The sequence below is a fragment of the Nonomuraea thailandensis genome (genome assembly GCF_024172165.1).
Taxonomy (GTDB): domain Bacteria; phylum Actinomycetota; class Actinomycetes; order Streptosporangiales; family Streptosporangiaceae; genus Nonomuraea; species Nonomuraea thailandensis.
Genome location: NZ_JAMZEB010000002.1, coordinates 4,097,608 through 4,115,260, shown reverse-complemented (window position 1 = coordinate 4,115,260; position 17,653 = coordinate 4,097,608). Strand labels below are relative to the sequence as shown.

Below are 17,653 nucleotides of genomic sequence, written 5' to 3'. Positions count from 1 at the left end.
TGGGCATGCGAGAGTCCCCGTCCCCTGCCGGCGCGGTGGTGGACTCGCTGCTCAACCGGCATCAGGTGGGCGCCGACGCCGTGCTCGCCGTGCTGCTGGCACTGCCGCTCGGCCTGGTGTCGCTGAGCCTGCTGCGGGCCTCCGACAGCCCTGTGCCGCTCCGCCTGCTCGCGGGTGCCGGCCTGCTGGTGCTGCATGGTTGCGTGGTCACTCCAGGCGAGCGCCAGGCGCCGGGACCGATCGAGGCGCCGCGATCGGGGCCCTAGCGGGGCGGGCCGGCGGTGATGGTGGCGAGGGCGTCCTGGACGCCGCCGCGCCACCAGCCCATGGCCTCGATCCACCAGGTCATGCCGGCCGCGGTGTAGGCCTCGACGTGGCCGTCGGCGGCGCGTCCTTCGAGGGCGATGTCGTAGCCGTCGAGGGAGCCGCGCTGCTCGGTGAGGAAGTCGACGACCTGGGCGAACTCCGGCGGGGGGACGGGGCGGTCCTGGCCGTACTGGTGGAAGGTGGGCATGGCGCCGTCCCACCGGGCGGCCCGGCGGAAGCCGGCGCGGGTGGGCCAGCGTCCGGGGCACCAGATGGGGACGCGTGGCCGCTGGACAGGCTGTGGCAGGAGCCGCTGCCACAGCTCGGTGAGGTCGTCGAGGCCGCGGTCGAGCTTGGCGGCGCGGGTCTTCAGGTCGGGGTCCTCGCCGAAGTCGGTGTACTCGGTGTCCATGGAGCCGAGGCCGGCGCCGAAGACGAGCCGGCCCGCGGAGAGCCTGTCGAGGGCGGCGGTCTCCTTGGCGACGGTCTGGACACGTCGTCGTGGGAGCGCGGTCATGAGGATGCCCAGGCGGATGCGGTGGGTGCGGGCGGCGATGGCCGACAGGGTGACGGTGGGGTTGGCGACAGGCCAGCCGGGGTCGTGGTAGAGGAGGTGGTCCCAGAGGTAGACGCCGTCCCAGCCGTGTTCTTCGGCGGCGACGGCGAGCTCGGTCAGGAGGGTGGGGTCCCCGAACTCGCCGACGTTGGGCAGGCCGATAGCGAAGCGCACCATGGGTCAAGGCTATGCGGTGGATGATCGCCGGCTTGCGGCGGCGCACCGCCTGCCCGCGGTCGTGTTCGTCCCGGGGTGTCCGGGGACGTCGCCGGCCCGAACCAGGGGTCCGGCGGGGTCAGCGGGGGATGAAGCCGCGGTAGACCACGCGCCGCCGCGACAGGACGGGCCACTGGCGGTCCCTGATGCCGTTCAGGACGACAGCGATCATCGCGCCGGTGAGGAAGCCGCCCACGATGAGGCTCATGACGAGCATGAATGCGATGGCCATCAGAAGTTCCCTCTGTCAGAAGTTGAATCTTTGATGGATGGGAACAGTCGTGCCCCACGCCGTATTCCGGGCCTCCGGCGCAGGGGCGTAGCGTGAGCGGGTGACAGACGATCGGGAGGAGCAGGGCAGGGTGTCGATCGGCGCGTCCACCGCCCCCCACCGGAGGGAGCGGGCATGACCGGATCGTGGGGCTGGGATCTGCTGATCGGGATCGGGGCCGCCCTGCTGGTCTCCTGGCTGGCGCTGATCTGCGCGCTGGCGGTCGTCCGGCCGCGCGGCAACCTGCTGCGGGAGGCGCTGCGGCTGCTGCCCGACGTGCTGCGCCTGGTGCGCCGCCTGGCCGCCGACCCCGGCCTGCCCCGCGGGGTGCGGGTGCGGCTCGGGCTGCTGCTGGCCTACCTGGCCCTGCCGCTGGACCTGGTGCCGGACTTCATCCCGGTTCTCGGGTACGCCGACGACGCCATCATCGTCACGGCGGTGCTGCGTTCCGTGGTCCGCCGTTCCGGCCTGGAGGCCGTCCGCCGGCACTGGCCGGGCACCGACGACGGCTTCGCCGCGCTTGTCCGGCTGACCGGGCTCGACAGGGGCTCCCCGTCAGGGCCTGCTCGTCAGCGCGAGGCGGACGGCGAGGCCGATCAGCAGCGTTCCTGACACGTACTCCAGGCAGCGGCGCACGGCGGGCCGCCGGAAGAACCGCTCGGCCGCGACCACCAGCCGGACGATCCCCAGATACCAGACCAGGTCGATGAGGGTCGAGGCCACCGCCAGCAGGAGAAGCGCCGGCATCGCGGGAGCGCCCTCGGGCACGAACTGCGGCAGGAAGGACAGGGCGAACACCCCGGCCTTCGGGTTCGCCAGGTTGGTCAGCAACCCGGAGCGGTAGCAGCTCCACAGGGAAGGGGCGGCGGGCGGCGGAGCGGGCGGGCTCCCGGGCCGGCTCCCGGACGGGCCGCGCCAGGCCTGCCACACCATCCTCGCGCCGAACCAGACCAGCACGAGCGCGCCGGCGATGCGCATGACGTCGAAGGCCAGCTCGGAGACCAGCAGCAGAGCCGACAGGCCGAAGGCGGCCGCCAGGCACCACAGCAGCCAGCCGGTCTCGTTGCCCAGCACGGTCGCCACGCCCGCCGACCGGCCCGAACGGATGGACTGGCGCAGGATCACCACGGTGGTGGGCCCGGGGATCATGGACACCAGCAGAGACGCGACCGCGAAGGCGATCATGGCACTCAGCATCGGGTCCTCCCTCCTCCTCGAGTGTCGTGGACCCGATGCCATCCTCGCAGGGCTGGAGAAAGCCTCAAGCGCCGGTGGGGCTCAGGACGTGGGCGCCAGGTCGCGGCGGCGCAGGAACGCCAGGCCCGCCGCCTTTTCCAGATTGCGGTCGGTGATGCCGGCGGTGACCTGCCGGCGCACGTAGGCCAGGACGTACTCGTCGCAGGCCAGCCGCAGCGCCTCCTTGGTGCCGAAGTGGTGCTGGACGAGGCCGGGGGAGACCTTGGCCGCCTCGGCGACGCCGCGGATGGTGGTGGCCTTGACGCCCTGCTCGGCGAACAGGGCCATGGCGGCCTCGCGGATGCGGGCGCGGGTGGGTGAAGGAACTCTCAGGTGGTCGGAAGGTGGTCAGGCCTCGAGGCCGAGGACGGCCCAGGCCTCGCCGGGCGCCAGGCCGGCCAGCTCGCGGCCGCACTCGGCGAGCGCCGCCGGCCCGGAGGTGATGTGCGCGGTGCCCGCGTGCACGTCCCTGAACAGCCGCTGGATCGGCCCCTCGCGCAGCGCCGAGGTGCCGCCCGAGGCGTAGACGAAGCGGGCCACCTCGGCGACGGTGGAGGTGATGTGGTTGAGCGCGAGCCGTACCAGGGTCTCCTGGCGCACGTCGAGCCGCCCGCCGGACTCCAGGACGCGTTCGGTGTCGTCCCACGTCTGGTGCACCAGCGCCGCTGCGGCCCGGAACGTCGCCTCGGCGCGGGCGAAGCCGGTGTGGAAGGCGTCGCTGCCGGCGAGCTGCCCGGGCCGCCCCGCCCGCGCCCCCACGTGGCCGATCAGCTCGTCGAGCAGGCGGCGGCCGACGCCGAGCGCCCAGCCGGAGTGGCAGAGCAGGGCCTGGTCGAGCAGGCCGAGCCGGTAGATCGCACCGCCGCGGCGCGGCTCGTCCAGGGCGAAGGGATGGGTGTAAGGCTCCGGCACGAACACGCCGTCGATGGCGTAGTCGATGCTGCCCGTGGCGCGCAGGCCCAGCACGTCCCAGTTGCCGAGCATGGTGATGTCCTCGACGGGGGTGACGAACATCCGGGGCTCGCCGGTGTCCTCGACGATGGCCAGGCTGTGGGTGTACTGGGCGTGCAGCATGCCGGAGCCGAAGCTCCACCGGCCGGTCAGCCGGTAGCCGCCGGCCACCCGCGCGGCGGTGCCCGGGCGGGTGCCCTGGCCGGCCAGCAGCGGCATCCGGGGGCCCTTGTACATGTGCTCGACGGCTTCGTCGCCGAGGTAGGCGCCCGCCGCGCCGTTCTCGAGCGTGGTGATCATCGCGACCCAGCCGGTGGAGGCGTCGGCGTAGGAGAGCTGCTCGATGACGGCCAGTAACTCCCTGGGCGACAGCTCCGCGCCGCCGAGCGGCGCGGGCACCCACATGCCGCAGACGCCGGTCTCGTGCAGGGCGTCGACGACGGGGGCGGTGAGCCTGCCCTGCGCCTCGGCCTGGCCGGCCTCGTGCTCGATCAGGGGGCGCAGGCCGCGGGCCCGCTGGAGCAGGGCCGGGCCCGCCCGGTGAAGTCGCGGAGTGCCGGTCATGTCGACGAGACCCCCTATATTGTGATCTTCGGGAACTCTACTCCGCCGGTTCGCGCGGACGCCACACCTTCACAGGACGCGGCGGACGCCTGGCAGCCGCCGGATCGGGCCCGCCAGCGCGAAGCAGGCGGGCAGCGCCACGGCGGCCACGAGCGCGAACTTCGCCGGCGTCGGCCACGCCAGGGCGCCGAGGGCCAGACCCGCCGCAGTCACCACGAACGCGTGGATCACGTACACGGTGAACGCGTGGGCCGACAGGTAGCGGCCCAGCGGCCCCTGGCCGTCCAGCCTGCGGCGGAAGAAGGCGAGCAGCGCGATCACGGCGCCGACCGCGAACGCCGAGTCCCACAGCGCGAAGAACAGGGAGCTCAGCGTGCCGTGCCCCATCCACGCCTCCAGCCCGCCGGCCAGCGCGAGCGGCAGGAACACCAGGCTGGCCCCGGCGGCCAGGCCGAACCCGGCCCAGCCCATGCGGGGGGTGACGGTGAGGAACCAGCCGCGCCGGTACGCCACGGCGCCGGCGACGAAGAAGGCGGCGTACTGGGGAAGGTAGGCGCTGCTCGGGAAGTCGATCCCCGGCACCCAGGTGCCCGACGGCAGCACGATCCGCAGCGCGTACGTGGCCAGGGCCAGCACCGCCACGAAGGCGAGCACCATGGGGAACGCGGGCGGCCGGGCGGCCCGCTCACGCGGCGCCCGCCGGGCGACGGCCACGCGGAAGGCGGCGTAGCAGACGTCGAAGACGAGCAGCGCGAGCACGAACCACAGCGGCCCGGTGCCGATCGTGTCCAGATAGGTCTCCAGCGGCGAGCCGCCCGGGAAGGAGCCGGCGTGCAGCAGCGGGCTGAGCACGAAGTAGAAGACCACCAGGGGGATCCCCAGGCGGACCAGCCGGTCGCGCAGGAACGCGCCGGGGCCCTTGCGGTCGAAGGAGCCGGGCGTGAAGTAGCCGGACAGCAGGAAGAACGCCCCCATGAACCACGCCTGGTTCACCACCACGAAGATCGCCAGGACGGCCCCGGCCGCCGCGCCGGTCGGCGGCTCGACGTAGTACCACAGCGGCAGCCCGCTGTACATGACGGCGATGTGGTGCAGGACCACCAGCGAGGTCAGCAGGATCCGCAGGTTGTCGGCGAACCACAGCCGGGGCGGGGACGCGCTGCCCCGGGTGGGCGGCGCGGGACGGGGGTCGGTTCTCATGGCGCACTCCGTTTCGAGTCGTCGGGCGTGATCCCGACGCTAGAAAGAGCGGAGACGAGCCGGTATGCACCTGGACGCACACAGGGGTGGGCCTAGGCACACCCCCGTACGGAACCTGCACGCAACGGACCGCGCCCCCGACGGCCTGACCACCGCCTTCGGACCACCGCCTTCGGACCAGCGCCGGCGGTCCCTGACCGGCACGCCCCCGACCGGCACGCCCCCGACCGGGGCGCGTCAGACCAGCGCCAGGGGCCTGACGGGCGCGCCCGTCGCGCCGACCAGCGGCAGCGGGTTGACGATGAGCAGGACCTCGCGGTGGCCGGCGTCCAGCAGCGGCTGCAGGCGCATGGTCTCCACGATGTTGATCCCCGCCTCGACCAGCAGGATCCTGTGCACCGGCAGCGTCGCGTGACCGCGTCCGGGCGCGATGTGCTCGAAGGCGATGCTCTCGGCCCCCACCAGGCGCGGGCGCCGCTCGGCCAGCCAGCGCCCGGCCGCCTCGCCCGGACCGGGCGCGCCGTGCACCTGGCCGGTGAACAGCTCGGGCTCGCCCCAGTGCCGCGACCAGCCCGTGCCGATCAGCACGGCCTCACCCGGCTGCGGTGACAGCCCGTCCGCGGCCCTGTCCAGGTCGGCAGGGGTGATCTCGTAGCCGGGCGGCAGCGCGGCGACGCCGTGCACGGCGGCCACGTCGAGCAGCACGGCCCGGCCCACGTACGGCTCGAAGGCGTCGATGCCCAGCGCCGTGAACCCCTGGTGGCCCTGCACCGGCGCCGCCTCGCGCCCGCCGTGCAGCCTGCCCTCCTGCGAGACGTGGGCCAGCGCGTCGACGTGGGTGCCCACGTGGCCGCCGGTGACGATGACCTCGTTGGCCGCCGACCCGCCGCCGGCGCGCACCACGTCGCCGTGGCGCCGCTCCAGCACCATCCGGAACGGCACATGGCTGGGCGACTGCGGCATGCCGGTGCGCATCGGCTGAGCCAGGTCGAACACCTCGGCTCCGGCCAGCGCCTCCCACGGAGCTCGCACGAGACGACCCCCTCCAGGGTGTTCCAATACGAGGAAAGCTGTTCCACACTGTACGACAGGAGCCGACCGGCGAGAAGGCCACCGGCCGAGCAGCAGGGACCTTTCTCATGCCGACGACCGAGCACCCCCGCCGCCGCGGCGCGGACGGCGCCAGCCAGACCGTCGCGACCGTCGAGCGCGCCGCCGACGTGCTCGTGCTGTTCGCCGACCCGGCCGCGCGCACCCTCGGCGTCACCGAGATCGCCGAGCGGCTGGAGCTGTCGAAGGCCGCGGTCCACCGGATCCTGGCCTCGCTGCGGCTGCGCGGCCTGATCGACCTGGACGAGCAGAGCAGGCGCTACTCGCTCGGCCTGACCGCCATGCGGCTCGGCCTGGCCTACCTCGACCGGCTGGACCTGCGCAGGCTCGCCGCGCCCGAGCTGGTCGCCCTGTCCACGGCGCTGTCGGAGACGGCCACGCTGTCCATCCGCACCGGGTACGCGCGCGTCTACGTCGACCAGGTGACCCCCAGCCGCGAGGTGATCATGTCGGTGACGCTCGGCGTGCCGTACCCGCTGCACGCCGGCGCCTCCTCGCGGGCGTTCCTGGCGTTCCTAGCCGAGGAGGAGATCGACGACTACTTCGCCACGCAGCCGCTGACCCGGCTGACCGGGAGCACACCCGTCGAGGAGGGCGCGCTGCGCGCGGACCTGGCGGCCGTGCGGCGCCGCGGCTACGCCCGCTCCCAGGCCGAGCGGCAGCCGGGCTCCGCCTCCGTCGCCGCGCCCGTGCTCGACCACCACGGGCGGCCGGCCGGGGTGATCAGCGTGTGCGGGCCGCTGGAGCGCTTCCGCGGCGAGGAGGAGCGGTGCGCGCGGGCGCTGCTGGAGACCACCCGCACACTGTCGGCCCGGATGGGCCACGCCGCCGCGGAAGGGGCACCATGATGCGATACGACCTGCTCGTCAAGGGCGGAACCCTGGTCCTGCCGTACCACGGCGAGGTCCGCGCCGACCTGGCCGTACGGGGCGGCCGGATCGTCGCGATCGGCGAGGACCTCGACGGCGGCGGGGAGGTGATCGACGCCACCGGGAAGATCGTGTTACCGGGGGCGGTGGACGCCCACTTCCACCTGGGGATCTACCGCGACCTGGGCGTGGACGCCTTCGAGGAGACCCGCTCCAGCCTGGTCGGCGGGGCGACGACCGTGCTGTCCTACTTCCGTACGGGACAGCACTACCTCGACAGGACCGGCCCGTACGAGACGATCTTCCCCGAGGTGCTGGCGGCGGTCGCCGGGCGCGCGTGGACCGACTACGGCTTCCACCTGGCGCCGATGACCACCGGCCAGATCGACGAGATCCCCGCCCTCGTCGCCGGGCACGGTATCACCTCGTTCAAGTACTACATGTTCTACAAGGGCTTCGACCTGGCGGCCAACAGCCGCGACGCCCGGGCGTTCACCATGAGCGACGAGTACGACCTCGGGCACCTCTACCTGATCATGGAGAAGCTGGCCGCGACGCAGGCCGACCACCCCGGCCTGCGGCTGTCGCTGAGCCTGCACTGCGAGCAGTCGGAGCTGATGCGCGTCTTCATCGACCGCGTACGCGCCGGCGGCGCCCCCCAGAACCTGCGCGCCTACGCCCAGGCCCGCCCGCCCCTGACCGAGCAGCTCGCCATTGCCGAGGCCGCCGTGCTCGCCGGGCACACCGGCGTCGAGATCAACCTGCTGCACCTGTCGAGCGCCGAAGCGCTCCGGGCGGCCGCCGGCACCCCCGCCAGGCGCGAGACCACCCTGCACCACCTGTGCCTCGACCACGACGACCTGGACGCGCGCGGCGGCCTGGGCGGCAAGGTCAACCCGCCGATCCGCACCCGCGAGCACAACGAGGCGCTGTGGGCGGGCGTGGCCGACGGGCGGATCGACTGGGTCGCCTCCGACCACGCCTGCTGCCTGGAGGAGCACAAGGGCGAGGACCTGTGGCCGGCGCGGCCCGGGTTCGGCGGCACGGCGCTGCTGTATCCCGTGCTGTTCTCCGAAGGGCACCTGCGGCGGGGCCTGCCGCTGACCAGGATCGCCGAGGTCGCTGCCGCCAACCCCGCCCGCGCCTTCAACCTGTGGGGACGCAAGGGCGGCCTGGCCGTCGGGTTCGACGCCGACCTCACCGTCCTGGACCCGGCGCTGACCAGGACCGTCACCACGGACCTGCTGCTGTCGGGGCAGGACCACTGCCCGTTCGAGGGCGTCCGGGTGACCGGCTGGCCGGTGACCACGGTCGTCGGCGGGCGGGTCGCCTTCCACGAGGGCAAGACCGCCGGCGAGCCGTCCGGCTCCTACCTGCACCGCTGAGGGAACGACATGAGCGCGCTGCCTCTGGACGACGTGCGCGTCGTCGAACTCGGCCAGCTCCTGGCCGGCCCGTTCTGCGGGCAACTGCTCGGCGACTTCGGCGCCGAGGTGATCAAGGTGGAGGACCCCGGGCGCGGCGACCCGATGCGCCAGTGGGGCAGGGAGAAGCCGTACGGGCGGTCGTTGTGGTGGCCGGTCGTGGCGCGCAACAAGAAGTCCGTCACCTGCGACCTGCGCACGCCCGAGGGGCAGGACCTGGTCAAACGGCTGGTGGCCGGGGCGGACGTGCTGCTGGAGAACTTCCGGCCCGGCACGCTGGAACGCTGGGGCCTGTCACCGGAGGAGCTGCACGCGATCAACCCGCGGCTGGTGATCACCAGGGTGACCGGTTTCGGGCAGACCGGCCCGTACGCCCCGCGCGCCGGATACGGGTCGATCGGCGAGGCGATGGGGGGCATCCGCCACGTCACCGGTGACCCCGACAGGCCGCCCTCCCGGGCCGGGATCTCGCTCGGCGACTCCCTGGCCGCCACGCACGCCTGCGTCGGCACCCTGGTCGCGCTGCACGAACGCGAGCGCAGCGGCAGGGGCCAGGTCGTGGACTCCGCGATCTACGAGGCCGTGCTGGCCATGATGGAGTCGCTCCTGCCCGAATGGCAGCAGGCCTCCTACCAGCGCGAACGTACCGGCCCCGTCCTGCCGAACGTCTCACCCAGCAACGTCTACCCGACCGCTGACGGCGAGTCCATCCTCATCGCCGCCAACCAGGACAGCGTCTTCGCCCGCCTCGCCCGCGTCATGGACCGGCCGGAGCTGGCCGCCGATCCCCGCTTCGCCACGCACGGCGCGCGCGGTGAGCACATGGCGGAGCTGGACGCGCTCGTGGCCGGCTGGACGGCGACGCTGCCCGCCGGGGACCTGCTGCGTACGCTGCACGAGGGCGGCGTGCCGGCCGGGCGCATCTACACGGCCAAGGACATGTTCGCCGACCCGCACTTCGCCGCCCGCCAGGCCATCGTGCGCGTCCCGCACCCCGAGTTCGGCGAGCTGGCCATGCAGAACGTCGTGCCGAAGCTGTCGGCCACCCCCGGAGCGGTCCGCACCGCCGGGCCGGCCCTCGGCCAGCACAACGACGAGGTCTACGGCGGGCTGCTCGGCCTGTCCGCCCAGGAGCGGGCCGCACTGCGAGAGAAGGGGATCATCTGACATGGACGACCCCTATGACGGTGTCCTGCCGTTCGGCGAGCGGCCCGCGCTCATCCTCGTCGACCTCATGGCGGCCTACTTCGAGCCGGACGCCGGCCTCTACGTGGGCTCGCGGGACTGCCTGCACTCGGCCGCGCGCGTGCTGGCCGCGGCCCGCCGCGCGGGCGTGCCCGTCCTGCACACCCGGGTCGCGCACACCCCCGGCGGCCTCGACGGCGGCCTGTTCTACCGCAAGGCGACGCCGCTGCGCGACCTGCACGGCCCCGCCGGGCGGCTGATGCCCGAGGTCGCACCGGACGAGGGCGAGGTCGTCATCGTCAAGCAGTACGCCAGCGCGTTCTTCGGCACCACGCTCGCCTCCACGCTCACCGCGCTGCGCGTGGACACCCTGGTCATCGCGGGCGTCTCCACGAGCGGCTGCGTGCGGGCCAGCGTCGTGGACGCCGTCCAGCACGGGTTCGTGCCGATCGTGGTGCGCCAGGCCGTGGGCGACCGCACGCCCGCCTCGCACGAGGCCAGCCTGTACGACATCCAGGCCAAGTACGGCGAGGTGTGGGAGGAGCAGTCCGTCCTCGACCGGCTCGGCCGAAAGCCGCCGCTCGGGCGGGAGACGCCGCTCGGGCGGGAGACGCCGCTCGGGCGGGAGACGCCGCTCGGGCGGGAGAGGCCGCTCGGGCGGGAGACGCCGTGAGGATCACCTACGGCCCGTGGGGGCAGACGCTGGCGGAGCTGACCGGTGCCGCCCGCGCCGCCGAGGAGGCCGGAGCCGAGGTCGTCTGGGTGCCCGAGCTGCACCGCAGCGCCACCGTCAGCGCCGCCGCCGTCGCCGGCACGCTCACCCGCGCGGGCGTCGGGACCGCCGTCGCGCTCGCCTTCACCCGCAGCCCCCTGGTGACCGCGCTGGAGGCCCTCGACCTGGACGAGCTGACCGGCGGCCGCCTCGTCCTCGGCCTGGGCACCGGCACCCGCCGGCTGAACGAGACCTGGCACAACGTCCCCTGGGACCGGCCGCTCACCCGGCTGCGCGAGACCGTCGAGGTGATCCGCGCCGTCGTCGCGGGCGGGCCGATGACGTACGAGGGGGAGTGCCAGCGCCTGCACGCCCCCGGCTTCCACCGGCCCCACGAGCCGGTCCGCACCCGCATCCCCATCTACCTGGCCGCCGTCGGGCCGCGGCTGACCAGGCTCGCCGGCCGCATCGGCGACGGCTGGCTCTCCCACGAGCTGTGCTCGCCCGCCTACCTGCGCGAGCGCGTGCTGCCGAACCTGACCGCCGGCCTGGACGGCCGCGACCGCGAGGAGCTCGACGTGGTCGTGTCCGCCTGCTGCTCGATCGACCCCGACCCGGCCACCGCCCGCCGCCGCGCCGCCGGCACGCTCGCCTTCTACGCCGGCGTCGCCACCTACCGCGACTTCTTCGCCTTCCACGACCTGGCCGCGGAGCACGCCGCCGCGGTCACCGCCTTCCGCGCCGGCGAGCGGCCCGACGTACCCGACCGGATGATCGACCCGCTCGTCCTGGCGGGCACGCCCGACCAGGTGGCCGAGCGGCTGGCCGGCTACGCGGGGCTGGCCGACACGGTCAAGCTCACCCCGGCCGTGCACGGCAACCCGCCGGAGCAGGTCCGCCGCAACCAGGCCCGCATCATCGAGCTGATCGGAACGTTATGAGAGCCCTGGAGGACGTCACCGTCGTCAGCCTGGAGCAGTACGGCGCCGGGCCGTTCGGCAGCGTGCACCTGGCCGACCTCGGCGCCGAGATCATCAAGATCGAGGACCCGCGCGTCGGCGGCGATGTCGGCCGCTATGTCCCTCCTTATGCGGATGAGGAGGACTCGCTGTTCTTCGAGACGTTCAACCGCAACAAACGATCCATCTCGCTGGACCTGTCCATCCCGGCCGGCCGCGCGGTCTTCGAGGACCTCGTCCGGCACGGCGACGCCGTCTACTCCAACCTGCGCGGCGACGTGCCCGCCAAGATGCGGCTGCGCTACGCCGACCTCAAGCACCTCAACCCGCGCATCGTCTGCTGCTCACTGACCGGCTTCGGGACGACGGGGCCGCGCGCCGCCGAGCCCGGCTACGACTACATCCTCCAGGGGCTGGCCGGCTGGATGGACCTCACCGGCGAGCCGTCGGGGCCGCCCGCCAAGTCCGGTCTGTCCCTGGTCGACTACTCCGGCGGGCTCGTCGCCGCGATCGCGCTGCTGGCCGGGGTGCACGCCGCCCGGCGCGACGGCACCGGCATGGACTGCGACCTGTCGCTGTACGACACCGCCATCGGCATGCTCACCTACGTCGGCACCTGGGCGCTGAACACCTCCTACGTCCCGGCCCGCACGGCGTCCTCCGCGCATCCGTCGCTGGTGCCGTTCCAGAGCTTCGAGGCCGCCGACGGGTGGCTGGTGGTGGGGTGCGCCAAGGAGAAGTTCTGGCAGCGACTGGCGGCCATCCTCGACCGCGAGTCGCCGGGCGCGGGCTTCGCCGCCGACCCCCGCTACGCCGGCTTCGAGGCGCGCCGCCGCCACGCCGTCGACCTGCTGCCGCGGCTGGCCGCGATCTTCCGCGGCAGGAGCGTGGCGTGGTGGCTGGCGGAGCTGAGGGCGGCCGGCATCCCCAGCGGGCCGGTCAACGACGTGCGCCAGGCGCTGCGCGAGCCGCACACCGCCGCCCGGGGGCTGGTCGTTGAGACCGATCATCCGCGGTACGGGGCGTTGCGGCAGCTCGCCTCGCCCGTACGGGTGGGGCAGGGGCCGGTCGAGCACCGGCGGGCGCCGCGGCGGGGGGAGCACACCGAGGAGGTCGTGCGGGGGCTGCTCGGCTACCCGGCGGAACGCTTCGCCGAGTTGCGCGCGGCGGGCGCGTTCGGTCACGTCGCCGGAGAGAGCCCATGACGGAGGCCGGGCGTCGGGGAGCTTCCGAGACGGAGGCCGAGTGTCGGGGGGCTTCCGAGACGGAGGCCGGCACGCTCGCGGGCTGGGCGCTCGGGCTCACCCTGGACGCGGTCCCCGCGCGCGCCCGGCTGGCGGCGATCCGGCACCTCCTCGACGGGTTCGGCTGCGCCGTCGCCGGAGGGCCGCACGCGGCGCCCGCCGTGGAGGTGGCGCTGGGCCTCGGCGGCCCGCCCGAGGCCACGGTCATCGGGACCCGGCACCGGGTCGGCGCCCCCGCCGCCGCCCTGGCCAACGGCACCCTCGTGCACGCACTCGACTTCGACGACACCCACGCGGGCGGGCTCGTGCACGCCACCGCGCCGGTGCTGCCCGCGGCGTTCGCGGTGGGGGAGGAGACCGGAGCGTCCGGGGGCGAGGTGCTGGTGGCGGCGCTGGCCGGGTACGAGGCGATCTGCCGGCTCGGGGCCGCGGTGCCGCACGGCTTCCACGCGCGCGGGCTGCACGCCACCTCCGCGTGCGGCGTGCTCGCCGCCGCCCTGGTCGCGGCCCGCCTGTACGGGCTGACGCCGCCGCAGGCGGTGCACGCGCTCGGCATCGCGGGCAGCCAGGCGGGCGGGTTGCTGGAGTTCCTGAGCACCGGGGCCGACACCAAGCGGCTGCATCCCGGGCTGGCCGCGCACGCCGGCATTCTCGCGGCCCGCCTGGCCAGGGCCGGGGCCACCGGTCCCGGCACGGTGCTGGAAGGCGAGCACGGCCTGTACGGCGCGCTGCTCGGCAGGGCGGGGGTGCGCCCGGCGGCCGGGCTGGGGGAGGTGTGGGAGGTCAGCCGGATCACGATCAAGCCGTATCCCGCCTGCCAGCTCCTGCACGCCGCCCTCGACGCCGCCGCGACGCTCGGCACCCCGGACGCCGTCGAGAGCGTCGTGGCCGAGGTGCATCCCGACGCGGCGGCCATCGTGTGCGGGCCAGGCAAGGAGCGGCCGCGTACGTCGTACGAGGCGAAGTTCAGCCTTCCGTGGAGCGTCGCGGCGATGCTGCTCGACGGTGAGGTGAGCGTGCGCACCTACGAGCGCGTGGAACGGCCGGAGGTGGTGGCGCTGGCCGGGCGGATCACGCACGAGGTGGTCGGCTCTCCCGGTGTCGCCGCCGACCAGCCGGGGCTGCTGCGGGTGTCCTGCGCCGGGGGGAGGCAGGTGACCGGTCAGGTGGCCCGTAGCTCGGGTGGGCCGGATGATCCGGCGGTCGACGAGCTGGTCCGGCGTAAGGCGCTGGCCAACGGGCTGCCTGCCGCGATGATCGGGGCGCTGCGGCGGCTGGAGGAGCTGCCTGAGGTGACGACGCTGATGGCCGGGCTCGCGGCCGGACAGGAGAGGCCATGAACGTGTCCGTCGCGCACGGCACCGTGCGGTTACCCGCGCTGCCCGCGCCCACGGCGGCCGAGGCGTACGCGCGGGCCGCGGCGGCGCTCGCCCGGGCCGGGCTGAGCGCGGCCGACGTGGTGCAGGTGATCGAGTACCTCACCCCAAGCGACAGGAGCCCGGACGACACACGGTCGGGTGACGCACAGCCGGGCGATGCGCGGTCCGACGGCGCGCGACCGGGCGGTGGAAGCGCGGCTGACGTGGCGGCGCGGGAGGCGGCAGGGCTGGGCGGGGTGACCGTGTCGCGGGTGCCGGTCGAACGGCTGATCACCCCGGACGACCGCATCGCCGTCGAGATCACCGCCCACCCCGGCGGCGGACACCGCATCACCACCCCCTCGGGCGTGGTCACGGTGGCCGACGAGATCGTGTACCTGCCGCTCGTCCTGCCCGCCGACCTGACAGCGGGCTTCCGCGACCAGTACCGCTCCTGCCTCGAAACGGCCGCCCACCTCCTGCGGGCGGCCGGCACCGGCCTGCACGCGCTGGTCCGCACCACCGACTACACCGCCACGGCCACCCGCGCCGACTACCCCCGCTGCGGCCGCCCCCGCAAGGAACTGCTCGGCGGCAGCCCGGGCGGCTACCCCGGCGCGGCCGGCATCCTGGTCGACCACCCGGTCACCGACGGCGCGATGGTCGCGCTCGACGCGACCGCCTCCCGCCACCCCCTGCGCGGCGTCAACCCCGGCTGGACCCGCTACGACACGCTCACCTACCAGCCGGCCGTGGCCGCCGGGAACACGCTGTTCATGTCCGGTTTCGGCGCCCTCGACCCGGCCACGCAGCAGGCGCTGTACGACGGGGACCTGCCCGCGCAGGCCGCGTTCGTCTACGCCTCCATCGGGTCGGTGCTGCGCGCCGCCGGGCTGGCAGGAAGCGCGGTGGTGCGGCTCGTCGAGTACGTCACCCCCGCCGCCCTGCCCCGCTACCACGAGCTGGACGGGCTGCGCGAACGTTGCTTCCCCGGCACGCACGTCCTCACCTCGGTGGTCTGCTCGGCCCTGCTGCGCCCGGAGTTCCTGATCGAGGTCGTCCCCACGGCGGTGTTCCCATGAGGATCGACGAGCTGAGGGCCATGATCGGCCGGGAGGTGACGTACACCGCGCCCGAGGAGCTGGGCCGGGCCGCGCTGCGCTACTTCGCCCAGGCCGTGGGCGACGACAACCCGCTCTACACCGACGACGCCTACGCCCGCGTCCACGGCTACGACGGGGTCGTCGCCCCGCCCACGCTGATCTGCGAGACCAACCAGTACACCGGCCTGCCCAGGGACGCCGACGGGTTCGCCGGGCACTCGTGGCACCTGGACGTCCCCGGAGCGCGGCTGGTGCGCGGCGGCAACGCCTACGAGTTCCACCAGCCGGTACGCCCCGGTGACGTCATCACCGTCACCTGGCGCGTCCAGGACGTACAGGAGAAGGCGGGCAAGCTCTTCGTGATCTCCCGCGCCACCTACACCAACCAGCACGGCGACCTGCTGGCGGTCAACGAGGAGACGCTGATATGGATCCCGGCACCCTGATCCCGCCCCTGCAACGCCGCATCGAGCTGCCCGACATGATCGCCTACGCGGGCGCCACCTGGGACTGGCACCGGCTGCACTACGCCCCCGAGGGCCTGGACCGTCCGGTGGTGGACGGCCAGCTCTTCGGCGCGCTGCTGGCCGAGCAGCTCCAGGACTGGCTGGGCCCGCGCGCCCGCGTCGTCAGGCTGCGCTTCCGGTTCAGGAGCATGGTGTTCGCCGGGGAGACCGTACGCTGCACCGGCCGCGTCACCGGCGGGGACGGCGGCCTGATCACCGTCGAGCAGCAGGTCGAGGTCGTCGGCGACGGCAGGGTGGCCGTCGCGCCCGCCGGGGCGGCGGTGCGGCCGGGATGAGCGTCGCCATCGTGGGCGTCGCCGAATCCGACCTCGGGGTGACCGGCAGGTCCATCCTGCACCTCCAGGCCCAGGCCGTCACCGGGGCGCTGCGGGACGCCGGGCTCACGCTCGCCGAGATCGACGGCCTGGCCACGGCGGGGGCCTCGCGCTTCTCGGCCGCGCAGGTCGCCGAGTACCTGGGCATCCAGCCTGCCTGGACGGACTCCACGTTCGCCGGAGGCTCGGCCTTCGAGATGTACGTGGCGCGCGCCGTCCAGGCCATCGAGGCGGGTCAGTGCACGACCGTCCTGGTCAGCTACGGCTCGAACCAGCGCAGCGCCCGATCGCGCTCGCTGGGCGGGGTGGTGGAGGAGCACACGCCGCAGGCCGAGTTCGAGGCGCCGTACGGAGCGCTGTACCCGGTGTCGTACTACGCGATGGCCGCCCAGCGGTACCTGCACGAGCGCGGGGCCGGTCGCGAGGACCTGGCCGAGGTCGCGGTGGCCGCCCGCGAATGGGCGCTGCTGAACCCGAAGGCCTACCGCCACCGTGCGGGCCCGCTCACCGTGGAGGAGGTGCTCGCCCAGCCGATGATCTCCAGCCCGCTCACCGCCGCCGACTGCTGCCTGGTCACCGACGGCGGCGCCGCCCTCGTCCTGACCACCCTCGAACGCGCCCGCGACCTGCGTACCGACCCCGTCGTCGTGCTGGGATACGGCGAGTCCACCACCCACGACGGCATGGCGGCCCCCGCGAACCTGCTGCGCACGGGCACGATCGACGCGGGCCGGCGCGCGTTCGCCCGCGCGGGTCTCGGGCCGGCGGACGTGGACGTGGCCCAGCTCTACGACTCCTTCACGATCACCGTCCTGCTCACTCTGGAAGGGCTCGGCCTCTGCGGGCCGGGCGAGGCGGGCGACCTCGTACGGTCCCGCAGGCTGCCGTTCAACACGACGGGCGGTGGGCTGTCGTACTGCCATCCCGGCATGTACGGCCTGCTGCTGCTGGTGGAGGCGGTCCGTCAGGTGCGCGGAGAGTGCGGCCCGCGCCAGGTCCCCGGGGTGGAGGTCGCGCTCGCACACGGCGTCGGCGGCATCCTCTCCACCCACGCCACCGTGCTGCTGGGAGCCGACCGATGAGCGACGACCTCACCGCCCCCTGGTGGGCGGCCACCCGCGAGAGCCGGCTGCTCCTCCAGTCCTGTACGGGCTGCGGCCACCTCCAGCACTACCCGCGCGCCCTGTGCACCGGCTGCGGCGGCACCGGCCTGGCCTGGCACGAGTCGGCCGGGCGCGGCGCCGTCGACTCCTTCACCGTGGTGCACCGGCCGCCGTCACCGGGGTGGCCGGTGCCGTACGTGGTGGCCAGGGTCAGGCTCGACGAGGGGCCGGTGCTGCTGACGAACCTGATCGGGGGCACCGAGTGGTGCTGCGACCAGCGCGTCCGGCTGGCCTGGCGGGACCTGGACGACGGCCGCCGCCTGCCGGTCTTCGAGCGCGACGGCTGAGGAGGCGTGTCGCGTTCCCTGGACCCACTTGCCTGATTCATCCGCTTGCGTCGTGCGTGAGCGGCTACAGTCGATCTTTCATCGGCGCGGACGATCAG

Annotated in this window: 21 protein-coding genes; 14 read left to right on the top strand and 7 right to left on the bottom strand. The window is 74.0% G+C overall.

Annotated elements, in window-relative coordinates; translation table 11 throughout:
• Window positions 1-5 precede the first annotated feature (5 nt).
• Window positions 6-266 carry a hypothetical protein gene (locus tag HD597_RS22415; RefSeq protein ID WP_253744640.1) on the top strand — a complete coding sequence of 87 codons (261 nt, stop codon included), beginning with the start codon at window positions 6-8 and terminating at the stop codon, window positions 264-266.
• Here HD597_RS22415 and HD597_RS22410 read toward each other — a convergent pair.
• Both HD597_RS22410 and HD597_RS22405 read right to left on the bottom strand, forming a co-directional pair.
• Window positions 263-1,039: an LLM class flavin-dependent oxidoreductase gene (locus HD597_RS22410; RefSeq protein ID WP_253744639.1), complete on the bottom strand. Its 777-nt coding sequence runs from the start codon at window positions 1,037-1,039 to the stop codon at window positions 263-265. The two genes, HD597_RS22415 and HD597_RS22410, sit on opposite strands and share 4 nt — an antisense overlap.
• 118 nt (window positions 1,040-1,157) lie before the next feature.
• Window positions 1,158-1,310: a hypothetical protein gene (locus HD597_RS22405; protein WP_253744638.1), complete on the bottom strand. Its 153-nt coding sequence runs from the start codon at window positions 1,308-1,310 to the stop codon at window positions 1,158-1,160.
• 174 nt (window positions 1,311-1,484) lie between these two features.
• Between HD597_RS22405 and HD597_RS22400 the strand changes: the two genes are divergently transcribed.
• On the top strand, window positions 1,485-1,961 hold the full coding sequence (locus tag HD597_RS22400) for a YkvA family protein (protein ID WP_253744637.1): 477 nt from the start codon (window positions 1,485-1,487) through the stop codon (window positions 1,959-1,961).
• On the opposite strand, the gene HD597_RS22395 is transcribed toward HD597_RS22400, so the two are convergent.
• From HD597_RS22395 to HD597_RS22375, 5 genes are all read right to left on the bottom strand, one after another.
• Window positions 1,905-2,546 (bottom strand): LysE family translocator, encoded by a 642-nt coding sequence (locus tag HD597_RS22395; RefSeq protein ID WP_253744636.1) that lies wholly within the window; start codon window positions 2,544-2,546, stop codon window positions 1,905-1,907. The genes HD597_RS22400 and HD597_RS22395 overlap by 57 nt on opposite strands.
• Before the next feature lie 81 nt (window positions 2,547-2,627).
• Window positions 2,628-2,888: a helix-turn-helix domain-containing protein gene (locus HD597_RS22390; protein ID WP_308210971.1), complete on the bottom strand. Its 261-nt coding sequence runs from the start codon at window positions 2,886-2,888 to the stop codon at window positions 2,628-2,630.
• Between the two features lie 45 nt (window positions 2,889-2,933).
• On the bottom strand, window positions 2,934-4,100 hold the full coding sequence (locus HD597_RS22385) for an acyl-CoA dehydrogenase family protein (RefSeq protein ID WP_253744634.1): 1,167 nt from the start codon (window positions 4,098-4,100) through the stop codon (window positions 2,934-2,936).
• Window positions 4,101-4,169: 69 nt separating this feature from the next.
• Entirely contained in the window at window positions 4,170-5,300 is a 1,131-nt protein-coding gene (locus tag HD597_RS22380) for an acyltransferase family protein (RefSeq protein WP_253744633.1), read from the bottom strand.
• A 237-nt stretch (window positions 5,301-5,537) separates the two neighbouring features.
• Window positions 5,538-6,332 carry a cyclase family protein gene (locus tag HD597_RS22375; RefSeq protein WP_253744632.1) on the bottom strand — a complete coding sequence of 265 codons (795 nt, stop codon included), beginning with the start codon at window positions 6,330-6,332 and terminating at the stop codon, window positions 5,538-5,540.
• A gap of 107 nt (window positions 6,333-6,439) precedes the next feature.
• Between HD597_RS22375 and HD597_RS22370 the strand changes: the two genes are divergently transcribed.
• The 12 genes from HD597_RS22370 to HD597_RS22315 are packed head-to-tail and all read left to right on the top strand — an operon-like array spanning window position 6,440 to window position 17,555.
• Window positions 6,440-7,258, top strand: a complete 819-nt coding sequence (locus HD597_RS22370) for an IclR family transcriptional regulator (protein WP_253744631.1) — start codon at window positions 6,440-6,442, stop codon at window positions 7,256-7,258.
• A complete protein-coding gene (locus HD597_RS22365; RefSeq protein ID WP_253744630.1) occupies window positions 7,255-8,664 on the top strand; it encodes a dihydroorotase in 1,410 nt (469 codons plus the stop codon). Before HD597_RS22370 ends, HD597_RS22365 begins: the two co-directional genes overlap by 4 nt.
• Window positions 8,665-8,673: 9 nt before the next feature.
• On the top strand, window positions 8,674-9,870 hold the full coding sequence (locus HD597_RS22360; RefSeq protein WP_253744629.1) for a CaiB/BaiF CoA transferase family protein: 1,197 nt from the start codon (window positions 8,674-8,676) through the stop codon (window positions 9,868-9,870).
• Window position 9,871: 1 nt separating this feature from the next.
• The gene (locus HD597_RS22355) at window positions 9,872-10,561 is read left to right on the top strand and encodes an isochorismatase family protein (RefSeq protein WP_253744628.1); all 690 of its coding nucleotides are present in this window, start codon (window positions 9,872-9,874) and stop codon (window positions 10,559-10,561) included.
• Window positions 10,558-11,541, top strand: a complete 984-nt coding sequence (locus tag HD597_RS22350; protein WP_253744627.1) for an LLM class flavin-dependent oxidoreductase — start codon at window positions 10,558-10,560, stop codon at window positions 11,539-11,541. Before HD597_RS22355 ends, HD597_RS22350 begins: the two co-directional genes overlap by 4 nt.
• Window positions 11,538-12,764: a CaiB/BaiF CoA transferase family protein gene (locus HD597_RS22345; RefSeq protein ID WP_253744626.1), complete on the top strand. Its 1,227-nt coding sequence runs from the start codon at window positions 11,538-11,540 to the stop codon at window positions 12,762-12,764. The genes HD597_RS22350 and HD597_RS22345 overlap by 4 nt, the downstream gene beginning before the upstream one ends.
• Complete coding sequence (locus tag HD597_RS22340) at window positions 12,761-14,143, top strand: MmgE/PrpD family protein (RefSeq protein WP_253744625.1); 1,383 nt, start codon at window positions 12,761-12,763, stop codon at window positions 14,141-14,143. The genes HD597_RS22345 and HD597_RS22340 overlap by 4 nt, the downstream gene beginning before the upstream one ends.
• Window positions 14,140-15,243: a RidA family protein gene (locus tag HD597_RS22335; protein ID WP_253744624.1), complete on the top strand. Its 1,104-nt coding sequence runs from the start codon at window positions 14,140-14,142 to the stop codon at window positions 15,241-15,243. The genes HD597_RS22340 and HD597_RS22335 overlap by 4 nt, the downstream gene beginning before the upstream one ends.
• Window positions 15,240-15,710 (top strand): FAS1-like dehydratase domain-containing protein, encoded by a 471-nt coding sequence (locus HD597_RS22330; protein ID WP_253744623.1) that lies wholly within the window; start codon window positions 15,240-15,242, stop codon window positions 15,708-15,710. Before HD597_RS22335 ends, HD597_RS22330 begins: the two co-directional genes overlap by 4 nt.
• Window positions 15,692-16,066 carry a MaoC/PaaZ C-terminal domain-containing protein gene (locus tag HD597_RS22325; protein WP_253744622.1) on the top strand — a complete coding sequence of 125 codons (375 nt, stop codon included), beginning with the start codon at window positions 15,692-15,694 and terminating at the stop codon, window positions 16,064-16,066. The genes HD597_RS22330 and HD597_RS22325 overlap by 19 nt, the downstream gene beginning before the upstream one ends.
• Window positions 16,063-17,187, top strand: a complete 1,125-nt coding sequence (locus tag HD597_RS22320) for an acetyl-CoA acetyltransferase (RefSeq protein WP_253744621.1) — start codon at window positions 16,063-16,065, stop codon at window positions 17,185-17,187. The genes HD597_RS22325 and HD597_RS22320 overlap by 4 nt, the downstream gene beginning before the upstream one ends.
• Window positions 17,184-17,555, top strand: coding sequence for a Zn-ribbon domain-containing OB-fold protein (locus HD597_RS22315; RefSeq protein WP_253744620.1), 372 nt, complete (start codon window positions 17,184-17,186; stop codon window positions 17,553-17,555). The genes HD597_RS22320 and HD597_RS22315 overlap by 4 nt, the downstream gene beginning before the upstream one ends.
• Window positions 17,556-17,653: the final 98 nt, after the last annotated feature.